Source organism: Agreia sp. VKM Ac-1783 (genome assembly GCF_900177765.1).
In the GTDB taxonomy this organism is placed as follows: domain Bacteria; phylum Actinomycetota; class Actinomycetes; order Actinomycetales; family Microbacteriaceae; genus Agreia.
Genome location: NZ_FXWI01000002.1, coordinates 470398 through 484266, shown reverse-complemented (window position 1 = coordinate 484266; position 13869 = coordinate 470398). Strand labels below are relative to the sequence as shown.

At 67.1% G+C, this 13869-nt stretch carries 10 protein-coding genes; 9 read left to right on the top strand and 1 reads right to left on the bottom strand.

Annotation, left to right across the window (positions count from 1 at the left end):
- Positions 1-3942 (bottom strand): Pls/PosA family non-ribosomal peptide synthetase, encoded by a 3942-nt coding sequence (locus CCK87_RS07325; protein ID WP_249273767.1) that lies wholly within the window; start codon positions 3940-3942, stop codon positions 1-3.
- 126 nt (positions 3943-4068) lie between these two features.
- Between CCK87_RS07325 and CCK87_RS07320 the strand changes: the two genes are divergently transcribed.
- The 9 genes from CCK87_RS07320 to CCK87_RS07280 all read left to right on the top strand — a co-directional run bounded on the left by CCK87_RS07320 (position 4069) and on the right by CCK87_RS07280 (position 13869).
- Entirely contained in the window at positions 4069-5460 is a 1392-nt protein-coding gene (locus tag CCK87_RS07320) for a DHA2 family efflux MFS transporter permease subunit (protein ID WP_086460767.1), read from the top strand.
- Complete coding sequence (locus CCK87_RS07315) at positions 5457-5969, top strand: GNAT family N-acetyltransferase (RefSeq protein WP_212638198.1); 513 nt, start codon at positions 5457-5459, stop codon at positions 5967-5969. The genes CCK87_RS07320 and CCK87_RS07315 overlap by 4 nt, the downstream gene beginning before the upstream one ends.
- A 110-nt stretch (positions 5970-6079) precedes the next feature.
- On the top strand, positions 6080-7087 hold the full coding sequence (locus CCK87_RS07310; RefSeq protein ID WP_086460765.1) for an FKBP-type peptidyl-prolyl cis-trans isomerase: 1008 nt from the start codon (positions 6080-6082) through the stop codon (positions 7085-7087).
- A 52-nt stretch (positions 7088-7139) separates the two neighbouring features.
- A complete protein-coding gene (dxr, locus tag CCK87_RS07305) occupies positions 7140-8219 on the top strand; it encodes a 1-deoxy-D-xylulose-5-phosphate reductoisomerase (protein WP_086460764.1) in 1080 nt (359 codons plus the stop codon).
- 86 nt (positions 8220-8305) lie between these two features.
- Positions 8306-9628: a M50 family metallopeptidase gene (locus tag CCK87_RS07300; protein WP_086460763.1), complete on the top strand. Its 1323-nt coding sequence runs from the start codon at positions 8306-8308 to the stop codon at positions 9626-9628.
- Between the two features lie 94 nt (positions 9629-9722).
- Positions 9723-11000 carry a sensor histidine kinase gene (locus CCK87_RS07295; protein WP_086460762.1) on the top strand — a complete coding sequence of 426 codons (1278 nt, stop codon included), beginning with the start codon at positions 9723-9725 and terminating at the stop codon, positions 10998-11000.
- Position 11001: 1 nt separating this feature from the next.
- Positions 11002-11670, top strand: coding sequence for a response regulator transcription factor (locus tag CCK87_RS07290; RefSeq protein WP_086460761.1), 669 nt, complete (start codon positions 11002-11004; stop codon positions 11668-11670).
- A gap of 46 nt (positions 11671-11716) precedes the next feature.
- Positions 11717-12877 carry a flavodoxin-dependent (E)-4-hydroxy-3-methylbut-2-enyl-diphosphate synthase gene (gene ispG / locus CCK87_RS07285; RefSeq protein ID WP_170927181.1) on the top strand — a complete coding sequence of 387 codons (1161 nt, stop codon included), beginning with the start codon at positions 11717-11719 and terminating at the stop codon, positions 12875-12877.
- Positions 12874-13869, top strand: a complete 996-nt coding sequence (locus CCK87_RS07280) for a MoxR family ATPase (protein ID WP_086460760.1) — start codon at positions 12874-12876, stop codon at positions 13867-13869. The genes ispG and CCK87_RS07280 overlap by 4 nt, the downstream gene beginning before the upstream one ends.

The window sequence follows — 13869 nt, the reverse complement described above, 5'->3', positions numbered from 1 at the left end:
TCAAGTATTCCACGGCGCGATGGGGTTGCCGGTCCAGCGGCTGGATGCGGGAACGACTTCGCCGCGCATCACGAGTGACGCCGGGCCCACTGTGGCGCCGTCGTCGATCCGTGCCGCGGGGAGGATCACGCTGTGCGGACCCAGGGTTGCTCCGGATGCGATCACGACGGTGTCGAGCGACATCACGCGGTCGTGGAACAGGTGGGTCTGGACAACGCAGCCTCGGTTCACGCTCGATCCCTCGCCGAGTTCGACGAGGTCCGCCTCCGGCAGCCAGTAAGTCTCGATCCACGAACCACGACCGATGCGGGCGCCGAGCGACGCGAGCCACAGCGCGAGCGCGGGCGTTCCTGTCGCTGCTCGCGCGAACCAGGGGGCGGCGACCATCTCGACGAAGGTGTCCGACACCTCGTTGCGCCAGATGAACGACGACCACAGCGGATGCTCGGTGGCCCGGATTCTGCCCACGATCGTCCACTTAGCGACGGTGGTGACTGCTGCAGCGACGGCGCCCGCGGCGAGCATGACCGGTCCGGAGAGGACGATCATCCAGCCGAGGCCGAGCTCGACCAGCAGGAATTCGAGCGCCAGCAGCACGCCGAGCCCGATGCCGACGGTGATCATCACGGGAACAAGGCGGCCCAGCTCCCAGAGCGCTCGCGCCACCCTCAGCGTGGCCGGAGGCTCGTAGGTGCGACTCTCGTCGAACTCGGCGACCGCGCGGCGCAGACGCACAGGGGGATTGCCGAGCCACGACGACCCGGACTTCGCCTTGCGCGGAGTGGCTGACAGCACTGCGACCAACCCGTTCTTCGGAACCGTCCTTCCAGGACCGGTCATTCCGCTGTTGCCGAGGAACGCCCGACGGCCGATCTTTGCTTCGTCGATACGCATCCAGCCTCCGCCGAGCTCGTACGACGCGACCATCGTGTCGTCGGCGAGAAAGGCGTGGTCTCCGATCGTGGTCATCGCGGGCAGGAGCAGCACCGTCGAGGCTTCGACGTTCGTTCCGACCTTGGCTCCGAGGAGACGGAGCCAGATCGGGGTGAAGAGGCTGGCATAGAGAGGAAACAGCATGGTGCGTGAGAGGTCGAGCAGACGCTCGGTGGCCCAGACCTGCCATCCGACGCGGGAGCGCACGGGATAGTGACCGGGAGCAAGACCGATGCCGAGAAGTCGGACGCTGACCACCACGAGCGCCGCGAAGACGACGCCGGCCGCGATCGTCGCGAGGGGCACAGCGGCCAGGGCCCTCAGCGCGAGTTCTCCGAGAGATCCCGAGCCGTGCACCATGGCACCGGTGACGAGCGCTCCGACCGCGAGTGCCGCGAGAGGCAGAAGAGACAGCAGCACCGAACCCGCGCCGTACGCGGCGACCCAGACGGATGCGCGCGGCGGCCGTTCCGCCGGCCAGCCCGGGCGGGCCTTGCCCATCCGCTCGGCCGGAGACCCTGCCCATCGTTCGCCGCCCGGAACGCGGCCCGACACGCTCGAGCCCGCGGCGATCTCTGCGCCCCGGCCGACCCTGGCGCCGGGCAGGAGCGTGCTTCGCGAGCCGATCGTCGCATCCGCCCCGACCGTGACGGTGCCGATTCGCAGTACATCACCGTCGATCCAGTAGCCGGAGAGGTCGACCTCGGGCTCGATCGCGACGCGGGCGCCGAGCTTGAGCATGCCGGTGACCGGCGGAAGCGAGTGCAGGTCGACGCCCTCGCCGATGGTGGCTCCGAGAGCGCGTGCGTAATAGGCGATCCAGGGGGCGCCGGCGAGGCTGGTCGCGCCCACCAGCGCCGCCACCTGTTCGGCCATCCAGAGCCGAACGTGGACCTGACCTCCGCGCGGGTACGCACCGGGCGCGAGGCCGCGGAGCAGCAGGCGCGCCGCGACCACCGAGATGCCCATGCGACCGAAGGGGGTGACGAGAAGCACGAAACCCGCGAGCAGCCACCACCACGAGACGGCAGGGAGCCAGTCGATACCGGCGAAGGCGAGAAGCAGCGCGTTGGCCGCGACGAGGTAGACGCTCCAGCGCGCGCCGACGATGATGTGCAGCGGAATCCCGAGGAGAGTCTGGGCCCACTGGGTGGAGCGCGGCGTGGGTGTCACGTGTCGTGGTTCCGTGGTTGCGCTCGGTGCCCGGGAGTCGAGTTCGGTGGCGAGCGCCCCGATGCGCGGATGGTCGTAGAGATCGGAGACCCGCGCTTCGGGGAAGCGCGCTCGGATCATGCTCGTGAGCTGCGCCGCGGCAAGACTGCCACCTCCGACCGCGAAGAAGTCGTCGGACGCGTCGGTGATGGGTGTACCGAGAACCTCTGTCCAGAGTTCTGCCAGCCATCCGGCTGTTCCGCCGAGTTCGACCGCAGCACCGGAGGGTGCGCCCGCAGCGGATGCGAGCGGCCAGGGGAGCGCAGACCTGTCGACTTTTCCGGAGATCCGAGTGGGTATCGACTCGACGATGGCGAGAAGGGGGACCAGGGCGGCCGGTAGTTCTTCTCGGAGCCGGGCGACAGCGGCGGCTCGGTCGAAATCGGATTCGGCGATCGCCGCGTCGAGGGCGAGATAGCCGACGAGCACCTGATTGCCCGCAGTCGTGGTCTGCACAACGGCGGCTGCGCCCGCCACACCGGGCAAGGCCTGCAGGGCCGCTTCGATCTCGCCGAGTTCGATGCGCCGTCCGCCCAGCTTGATCTGGTCGTCGGCTCTGCCCTGAAAGACGAGTCCCTCGCGCTCGAAGCGCACGAGGTCGCCGCTTCGGTATGCGCGGTCCCATCCCAGAGTCGGCATGGCTGCGTACTTCTCGGCATCCTTCGCCGGGTCGAGGTAGCGGGCCAGCCCGACGCCGCCGATGATCAGCTCGCCGACCTCGCCCTCGTGCACCGGCTTTCCCGACGCGTCGACGACGGCCAGGTCCCAGCCGTCGAGGGGGAGCCCGATGCGAATGGGTGTCGTTCCATCGAGAAGTGCGCCGCACGCCACCACGGTCGCTTCGGTCGGACCATAGGTGTTCCAGAGCTCTCGGGCGGGCGTCGCCAGGCGTGCGGCGAGCTCCGGCGGGCAGGCCTCGCCGCCGAAGATCAGCAGGCGCACGTTCTCGAGCGACTCTGCCGGCCAGAGACCCGCGAGGGTCGGAACCGTGGAGACGACCGTGATGCCGTGCGCGATGAGCCACGGCCCCAGATCGGCACCCGAGCGCACGAGAGATCGGGGAGCAGGAACGAGACAAGCCCCGTGCCTCCAGGCGAGCCACATCTCTTCGCACGAGGCGTCGAATGCGACCGAGAGCCCGGCGAGCACGCGGTCGGTCTGGTCGAGCGGCTCCGACTGCAGGAACATACGCGCCTCGGCGTCGACGAACGCGGCCGCAGATCGGTGCGTGACGGCGACGCCCTTCGGCACGCCCGTCGAGCCCGAGGTGAAGATGATCCAGGCATCGTCGTCGATGGTCGGCGCACCGAGGGTGGTGATGGTGCCTGTGCCGGTGCGCACGGGTTCGAGGCCCACGCTCTCTCTGCCGTCGAGACGTCGGGTTCCGTCGGCTGAGACGCGCGGCACGATCGTGCCGTCTGCGCCGATGTAGCCCACGACATCCGCCTCGCCGAACACCAGCTCTGCTCGCTCCTCAGGATCGTCGGCGTCGACGGGCACGTAAGCGGCACCGAGCACCAGCACGGCCAAGATCGAGACGTAGAGGGTGCGGCCACCCGAGGGGATGCGAATGCCCACCCGGTCGCCGCGGCGGACGCCGGCGACCGACAGTGAGACGGCCGCTTGAGACACCAGACGCATCAGTTCGCGGTAGCTGACCGACCCGTTCGCGTCGGCGAGGGCGGCAGATTCTGGATGCCTGTCGGCCGAGTCTCGCAGGATGTCGACGAGGGTGCGCGGGGCCGGGGTGCGCTCGCTGCCCAGGAGGAGTCCGGGTTCAGCGGGGGAGTCGGTCACGAAAGTCTCCTGAAGAATCGATCGCCGCGTGTCCACACAGCGATCGAACCGTAGGGTGCCGAGGTGGACGAGAGGTTAACGAGCGCAAGGGGAGCGAATTCGGCGCCGGTGCAGTTAGCTAGGACTGTGCCCACACCGCCCACCCCTGTTCTACAGCGACTCGTACTCATCGTCGCCGTCCTCTCCGCCTTCGTCGCGTTCCTCGACGGTACCGTGATCACCGTCGCCCTGCCCGCCATCACGCGCGAATTGGGCGGTGGCCTCGCGACCCAGCAGTGGGTGATGGACGCCTACCTCATCACCCTCGGCTCCATCATCCTGCTCGCCGGAAGTCTGTCCGACGTGTTCGGCCGGAAGAAGGTGCTGTTCTGGGGTCTCGTCGGGTTCGGCGTCTCATCGTTGATCTGCGCGATCGCTCCGACCGCAGGTGTGCTCATCGCTGCACGAGCGGTTCAGGGCGTCGCCGGAGCGCTCCTCGTGCCGAGCTCGCTCGCTTTCATCCTGTCGACATTCTCCGGCCCCGCTCAAGCCAAGGCGATCGGGTCGTGGACGGCCTGGACGAGCACCGCATTCCTCGCCGGACCCCTCATCGGCGGCCTCCTCGTCGACCTGGTGTCGTGGAGGCTCGTCTTCGCCATCAACGTCGTTCCCATTGCGGTGACATTGCTGTTCTTGGCGCGGCTTCCGCGCGATCTGCCCGCCGCCGCCGGTTCGCGGGTCGATGTGATCGGGGCGGTGCTCGGGATCGTCGGACTCGGACTGCCCGTCTTCGCACTCATCGAGCAGTCCAATTTCGGCTGGACGAGCCCGGTGATCCTCGTTCCCGCGGTCGTGGGTGCCGCGTCGTTCGTGCTCTTCATCCTGCACGAGCGCCGCACGAAGCAGCCGATGATGCCGCTGTCGCTCTTTCGCGTGCGCAACTTCTCCGTGGGCAACGTCTCGACCCTGTTCGTCTACGGCGCCCTGTCGCTCGGCACCTTCCTTCTGGCCGTCTTCCTCCAGCAGGTTGCGGGCTATTCGGCCACGCTGGCCGGGTTGAGCACCCTGCCCACCACGATCATCAGCATCGCGCTGTCGACTCAGATCGGTCGACTGGCGGGCAGATTCGGCTCCAGACTCTTCATGTTCGTCGGCCCGATCGTGTCTGGCACGGGATTTCTATTGCTGTTACGCGTCACCGACACCGCCGATTACTGGACCGAGGTCTTTCCCGGCATCGTCGTCTTCGGTCTGGGCATGACGATCACGGTCGCGCCGCTGACCTCGGCCATCCTGGGCTCGATCGACCAGGCGCGGGCCGGCATCGCCTCCGCTGTCAACAACGCCGTGTCGCGCGTCGCCGGTCTCATCGCGGTGGCGGCAGCGGGGCTCATCGTGGGTTCGAGCCTGGATGTCGCGGGATTTCACCGGGCGGCCATCGTCACAGGAGTGCTTTTGGTCATCGGCGGCGTGATAGCCGGCATCGGCATCGTCAACCCTCACACGACGGATGCTCGGAAGAGCGAGGCACGACCGTGACGAGACCACGAGTGCGGCTGGCGTTTCTCGGCGACGAGGTCTATCGGCTGTTGCAGGCGAAAGACCTGTCCGGGGCCTCGCGACTCTCCCTCCTCGATCTGCCCCAGGCCTTCGTCACCACCGAGTCGTGGCTGTGGCCGATCTTCAGCGCCAAGATCGCCGCAGATCCGGCAGCTGAGTCGTTCGTGATCCGAGCGATCGTCGACGCCGAGACGAACGTCGTCGTCGGGCACGCCGGCTTTCATGCGCCCCCGGATGCCCGGGGCATGCTCGAGGTCGGATACACGGTTCTCGAGGCGCATCGCAGACACGGCTACGCCTCGTCGACCGTCTCATTGCTGCTGCAGGAGGCCGCGGAGCGCGGTGCGTCGGTCGTGCGGGCGAGCATCAGTCCTGACAATGCCGCATCTCTCGCTGTCATCCGCGGTCTCGGCTTCGTTCACGTGGGCGAGGAGCTCGACGACGAAGACGGCATGGAACTGATCTACGAGCGGCCTCCCAGCCGCTGAACAGGAAGGTGCGGCCCCGGTAGTCCAGACTGGATGGGAATCATTCCCGGTCTTCGCGCGCTCCGTGCCGCGCGTCCACGTCATCTCCCGTCATTCTGTGAGGCCCTCCCGTGCGCAAACTTCCCGTCATCTTCGCCGCCTCGGCGGCGCTCGCCCTGACCCTCGCGGGCTGCGCAGGGTCTCCGGCTCCCAGCTCGTCGCCGACCTCGGGTGCGACGGCTGCCCCCCAGGCAGCTGCCGGATCCTGCACCGACACTCCCAGTGGCTCGGCCTCCGACTCCGTGAAAGTGACGGGCGACGCCGGCTCGGTGGCCGCTGCCACCTTCGACTCGCCCGTCAACATCGACGCGACCCAGCGCACCGTGCTCTCGAACGGCGACGGCCCCAAGGCGAACGTCGGCGACTTCGGCATTCTCAACTTCACGATGTTCAATGGCACGTCGGGAGACAAGGTCTTCTCGACCTACGACCAGGGATCCGCGTCGCTCAGCATGGTCGTCGATGCCACACAGTTCCTGCCCGGCCTGGTCAAGGGCGTCGAGTGCCTGAACGGTGGATCGCGAATCGCCGTCGCAGCTCCCGCCTCCGAAGGCTTCGGAGAAAAGGGCAACTCGGCGCTCGGGATCACCGCGACCGACCCGCTCGTCTTCGTTGTCGATCTCGGGCAGGTGCTTCCGGCGAACGACCCGTCGCAGCTCAAGGCGAACGGCGAGGCTCAGCCCGCCGTCGATGGTGTTCCGACCGTCGTCGATGCCGAGGACGGCACGCCGACCGTGACCATCCCCGACACTGCTCCGCCCGCCGATCTCACGGTCACCGTCCTGAAGAAGGGCGCCGGCAAGGTCGTCGAATCCGGCCAGCCGTCTGTCGTGCAGTACCAGGGAAGCATCTGGGGAACCAAGGCCGTGTTCGACCAGAGCTGGGGCAAGCAGCCGTTCGCCGTGCAGCCCGGCAGCACCGTGCAGGGCTTCGAGGCCGCTATCGCCGGCCAGACCGTGGGTTCACAGGTCATCGTCTCGATTCCGCCGGCGCAGGGCTACGGAGACAAGGGCCAGCCGCAGGCGGGCATCTCCGGAACCGACACCCTCGTCTTCGTCATCGACATCCTGGCGGGCTGACCCGCGGCGCCTGCCGCCGGTTCGACCGCGCGGCAGGTGCAAGGATAGCGATGTGAAACGCGTAGTCATCCTTGGTTCAACCGGCTCGATCGGCGTGCAGGCGCTCGATGTCGTTCGCTCGAATCCCGAGAGGTTCGAGGTGGTCGGCCTCGGCGCCGGGCGTAACCGCGATCTGCTCGACGAGCAGGCTGCTGAGTTCGGAGTCGTCGACACGGCGCTGGGCACCGACGAGGCGTCGCAGCTCGTGCGAGACGTCGAGGCCGACGTCGTGCTCAACGGAATCACGGGTTCCGTCGGGCTCGGACCGAGCGTCGCTGCACTGAAGGCGGGGCGCGTCCTCGCTCTCGCCAACAAAGAGAGCCTCATCGTGGGCGGCGACCTACTCAAAGACCTCGCTCGCCCGGGCCAGATCGTCCCCGTCGATTCCGAGCACTCCGCGATCGCTCAAGCCCTCCGCTCGGGCACGCCCGAGGAAGTCGAGCGCCTGGTACTCACCGCCTCGGGCGGGCCCTTCAGGGGTCGCAGCCGCGAGTCACTCGCCGATGTCACGCCGCGCGAGGCGCTCGCGCATCCGACCTGGGATATGGGCCTCGTCATCACGACGAACTCGGCGACGCTGGTCAACAAAGGTCTCGAGGTCATCGAGGCGCATCTGCTGTTCGACGTCGCCTACGGCCGCATCGACGTGACGGTGCACCCCCAGTCGATCATCCACTCGATGGTGGAATTCATCGACGGCTCCACGATCGCTCAGGCATCGCCGCCCGACATGAAGCTGCCCATCTCGCTTGGCCTCGACTGGCCCAATCGGGTGCGCGGCGTCGGGCGCCCTCTCGACTGGACCACGTCGCAGACCTGGACGTTCGAGCCGCTCGACTCCGACGCCTTCCCGGCCGTGCAACTCGCCAAAGAGGTCGGACGTGCCGGCGGCAGCTATCCGGCGGTCTTCAACGCCGCGAACGAGCAGGCGGTCGCCGCGTTCCACGCGGGAACGATCGGATTCCTCGACATCGTCGACACGATCCGCCGGGTCATCGAGCAGCACGAGGCTCCTGCCGAGATCTCTCTCGACTCGCTGGCCGACGCCGAGCAGTGGGCCAGACGCACGGCTGACGCTCTCATCGCGAGCTGATTCGCGCGGGCGACTGACGGCGGCCATACGGCGCGCGTCCAGCGAACGGACAGCGGCGAGCTGGGGGAGCGCTGTAACGTGTGCACGTGGAAACGGTCCTTCAGTTCATTCTCGGCGTGCTCGTCATCTTTGTAGGGCTCGTGGTCTCTATCGGTCTCCACGAGGTCGGTCACCTGGTTCCGGCAAAGCTCTTCGGTGTGAAGGTCACGCAGTACATGATCGGATTCGGCCCCACGCTGTGGTCGAAGCGTCGCGGAGAGACCGAGTACGGGCTCAAGGCGATCCCACTGGGCGGCTACATCTCGATGATCGGCATGTTCCCGCCCGCGAAGACGGGCGGCGCCGTGCGTACCGCGAGCACCGGCTTCTTCAACACGCTCGTGCAGGATGCGCGCGAGGTGAGCGCCGAGACCATCGGAGATGAAGACGATCGGGCCTTCTACCGCCTGCCCGTGTGGAAGCGGATCATCATCATGGCCAGCGGCCCCGCGATGAACTTCGTCATCGCCATCGTGGTGTTCGCCATCGTGCTGTGCGGTTTCGGTGTGGCGAAGACCTCGATCGGTTCGATCAGCCAGTGCGTCCTGCCGGCGACGAGCGAGCGACAGACCTGCGAGCCGGGCGACAATCCGGGCCCGGGCGTCACGGCAGGTTTCGAAGAGGGCGACATCATCACGGCCATCGACGGCAAGACGGTCTCCAACTGGGACGAGTCGACCGCGATCATTCAGAAGTCTCCGAACAAGACGCTGAGCGTCGAGGTTCAGCGAGACGGCCAGACGAAGACACTGACCGTGGTGCCGCTGCTCGCGGAGCGCTACGAGCAGGATGCCTCGGGCAACAAGGTGCTCGACGAGTCGGGACAGCCCGTCACTCAGGAGGTCGGCTTCGTCGGCATCGGTCCGAAGCAGGAACTCGTGCCGCAGGGGCCGGATGCTGTGCTGCCTTTCGTGGGCGAGAACATCGCCGGCGTCGTGCACATCATCGTGAACCTGCCTCAGCGCATGGTCGATGTCGCGAACGCCGCCTTCGGCCCCGGCCAGCGCGATCCGAATGGCCCCATCAGCGTCGTCGGCGTCGGCCGTGCCGCCGGTGAGATCGCGAGTATGGACGAGTTCACCGTCCAATCGAAGGTCGCGACGCTCCTCGGCCTGATCGGCTCGCTCAATATCGCGCTCGGCGTCATCAACCTCGTGCCCCTGATGCCTCTCGACGGCGGTCACATCGCAGGAGCGCTGTGGGAGGGCATCCGGCGATTCTTCGCGAAGCTCTTCAAGCGTCGAGACCCGGGCCCCGTCGACACGGCCAAACTGATGCCTCTGACCTTCGCCGTGGTCATCGTTCTCGGCGCCATGAGCGTGCTGCTGACGTACGCCGACATCGTCAAGCCGATCAACCTCTTCGGCTGATCCCGATCGGGGTTCCGGTACTCCCGGGGGAGTACCGGACGTTGCAGCGTGGGGGCGACGCGTTGTAGGTGCGGCGCTCGCTAGCATCAAGACCATGAACCTGCGTAGACCGCCGCTCGACGGTGGCCGTGACGGCTGGGGCGGGGCGCACGATCATCGGCATCATCGTCACGGGCCGCGATCCGGATGGCGAGGCGCGTACGGAATCGGTCCGCGAGGCCCGTTCGTTCCGCCGCAGGCGCGCCTCTGGCTGCCTGTGATCATCTCGCTCGTCGTGCAGGTGGTCGCTGTCACGGTCCAACTGCCGGGTGTATCCATATCGCCAGAGACCGCTGGCCTGGCATATCTGTTCGCCGTGCTCGGTCCCTGCGCTCTGATCGCTGCACGGCGGTTCCCAGGACCGGCCGTGGTAGCGGTCGCCGTGGTCTCCGTCGCCGACGTCCTCCTCGACCCGTCGATCTACGCGGCATACGCCTCGGTGCTCTTCGCTGTGTGCCTCGCCGTGGTGCGGGGCGCCGGTGTCTGGGCCGTGGCATCCGTCGTCGCCGGCTGGATCGTCGCATTCGTCGCGAGCGGTCTCGCGGGAGTCGGATGGGAACCTGTACCCGCCGTGCTGCTCACCACCGGAATCATCGTCGCGCTCGGCTTCGGATCGTCGATCAGGACTCGACGCGAGCGATTCGCGCAGCTGCGCAGCCTGCAGAGCCGACGGCGCATCGACGCCGCGCAGCAAGAGCGGGTGCGTATCGCCCGCGAGTTGCACGATGTACTGGCCCACTCGCTGTCGTCGATCAATGTGCAGGCGGGAGTCGGGCTGCATCTTCTGGAGTCTCAGCCGGAGAAGGCGGGCGAGGCACTCGCCAGTATCAAGGCCACGAGCAAGCAGGCACTCGACGAGGTTCGCGACGTGCTCGGCATCCTCCGGGGCGACTCTGTCGATTCCGCCGAAGCGCCCCTCGTTCCCGAGGCCGACCTCGAGAGTCTTCCCCGTCTTGTCGAGAACATCAGAGCGGGCGGCGTCGACGTCGAGCTCGACTCGCAGATCGGCCCGGCCCCGTCGGCCGCAGCTCAGCTCGCGCTCTACCGCATTGCTCAGGAGAGCCTCACGAATATCGTGCGGCATTCGGCGGCGACGAAAGCCCACGTCGAACTGCGGGAGAGCGACGGCGCTATCGTGCTCCGAGTGACCGACAACGGCAGGGGAGTGACGGACGACGTCGACTCCGTCGCGGGCAAAGGCCTCCTCGGCATGCGCGAGCGCGCGGAACTGCTCGGTGGACATCTCGAGGCCGTCAACCTGTCACCCCAGGGTTTCGCGATCACCGCAACGATTCCGCGTTCCGCGAGACCTTCGATGAACGGAACCTCCTGACATGATCCGAGTGGTGATCGCCGACGATCAACAACTGATCCGGGCCGGTTTCACGGCGCTGCTCGCGAGCGAGCCCGACATCGACGTCGTCGGGCAGGCAGCGACCGGTGCCGAAGCCGTGGCGTCGGTGGCCCGGCTGCACCCCGACGTCGTGCTCATGGACATCCGGATGCCCGACGGCGACGGCATCTGGGCGACGCGCCAGATCGTGGCCGACCCGCAGAACTCTGCGACGCACATCGTGATCGTCACGACCTTCGAGCTCGACGACTACGTCATCGACGCCATTCGCGCCGGGGCCTCCGGCTTTCTCGTGAAGGACACCGAGCCGGTCGAGCTCATCCGGGCGGTGCGCGTCGCGGCCGCCGGTGACGCGCTTCTCTCTCCGGGTGTCACGAGACGGCTCCTCGGACGGGTCTCCGGAGGTCTATCAGCGGTCGTCGATACAGAAACGCTCTCGGTGCTGACCGACCGGGAACGCGAAGTACTGGCCCTCGTCGGCCACGGCCTCACCAACGAGGAGATCGCGACGAAACTGTTTCTCAGTCCCCTGACAGCCAAGACGCACGTGTCGAGGATCATGCAGAAACTCGGTGCGAGAGACCGCGTGCAGTTGGTCGTCACCGCCTATGAGACCCACCTGGTGCGCACCGGCTGGAACGACGGTTAGCGTGGCACCGGCTGCACCCCTCCGGTCGACGCCTACACTGGGAGACGTGGCTGCTATCAATCTGGGAATGCCGAAAGTGCCTGAAACCCTCGCACCTCGGCGCAAGTCCCGTCAGATCAAAGTCGGCAAGGTACTCGTAGGCGGTGACGCTCCCATCAGCGTCCAATCGATGACGACGACCCCGACTCCGAACATCAACGCGACTCTCCAGCAGATCGCCGAACTCACCGCGTCGGGATGCGACATCGTGCGTGTCGCCGTGCCGAGCCGAGACGATGCGGAGGCTCTGCCGATCATCGCGAAGAAGAGCCAGATCCCGGTCATCGCCGACATCCACTTCCAGCCCAACTACGTCTACGCAGCCATCGATGCGGGATGTGCGGCGGTTCGCGTGAACCCCGGCAACATCCGCAAGTTCGACGACCAGGTCGGCAAGATCGCCGCGGCGGCCAAGGCGGCGGGTGTGTCCATCCGCATCGGCGTCAACGCCGGATCGCTCGAGCCCTCGCTTCTTCAGAAGTACGGAAAGGCCACCCCCGAGGCGCTCGTCGAGAGCGCCGTCTGGGAGGCCAGCCTCTTCGAGGAGCACGACTTCCACGACTTCAAGATCTCGGTCAAGCACAACGATCCGATCATCATGGTCAAGGCCTACCGTCTGCTCGCCGAGCGCGGCGACTGGCCGCTGCACCTCGGTGTCACCGAGGCCGGCCCCGAGTTCCAGGGCACCATCAAGAGCTCCACGGCGTTCGGCATCCTGCTCTCCGAGGGCATCGGAGACACCATCCGCGTGTCCCTGTCGGCCCCTCCCGCACAGGAGATCAAGGTCGGGCTGCAGATCCTGCAGTCGCTCAACCTGCGCGAACGCAAGCTCGAGATCGTGTCGTGCCCCAGCTGCGGGCGTGCTCAGGTCGACGTGTACAAGCTCGCTAACGACGTGACTGACGGCCTCGAGGGCATGACCGTGCCCCTGCGCGTCGCCGTGATGGGATGCGTCGTGAACGGACCGGGCGAGGCCCGCGACGCCGACCTGGGCGTCGCATCCGGCAACGGCAAGGGTCAGATCTTCGTCAAGGGCGAGGTCGTCAAGACCGTGCCCGAGTCCGAGATCGTGGCCACGCTCATCGAGGAGGCGAACCGTCTCGCCGCAGAGATGCCTGCCGCAGACACCTCGACGGGCAGCCCCGTCGTCACGGTCGGAGCCCGATGAGGCTGGAGCCTCTGACCGCACAGGAGATGGAGCGCGCGGGAACGATCGTTCGCGCCATCGAATCGTCGTATTCGGCCACCGTTGTGGGGCAGGTGACTCTGCGTCGTGCCCTTCTGGTGGCGCTCGTCGCTGGCGGGCATGTGCTCCTCGAGAGCGTGCCCGGGCTCGCCAAGACGACCGCGGCGACCACGCTCGCCAGAGCCATCCACGCGCAATTCACGCGCATCCAGTGCACCCCCGATCTGCTGCCGAGCGACATCACGGGCACTCAGGTCTACGACGCGCGCACCAGCACGTTCGAAACCCAGCTGGGACCGGTGCACTCGAACTTCGTGCTGCTCGACGAGGTCAACCGCTCCAGCGCCAAGACGCAGAGCGCGATGCTCGAGGCGATGCAGGAGCGCCAGACGACGATCGGCGGAACCGTCTACCCGCTTCCCGAGCCCTTCCTGGTGATGGCGACGCAGAACCCCATCGAGCAGGAGGGCACGTATCAGCTGCCCGAGGCGCAGATGGACAGATTCCTGCTGAAAGAGATCATCGACTACCCGACGATGGAGGAAGAGCTCGAGGTCTTGCGGCGCCTCGACGCCGGAGTCTTCGATGCATCGAGCCAGCACGAGGGCACGGTCGCGCTCGACGACGTGCGATTCCTGCAGCAGGCCGCGTCGCGGGTCTACGTCGACGACGCGATCCGCAACTACATCGTGTCGATCGTGTACGTGACGCGCAATCCGCTCAATTACATCGGCGAAGAGCTGGCCGGCTACGTCGAATACGGGGCGAGCCCTCGCGGCACCATCGCCTTTATGCAGGCCGCGCGTGCGCTGGCGCTTCTGTCGGGTCGTGCCCACGTGGTGCCCGACGACGTCAAGGCGATCCGGCACGCCGTGCTGCGGCACCGGGTCATCTTGAACTTCGACGCCGACGCGGAGGGCGTGCGCCCCGAAGCCGTCATCGACGCGATCTTCGCGTCTGTTCATACGCCCTGA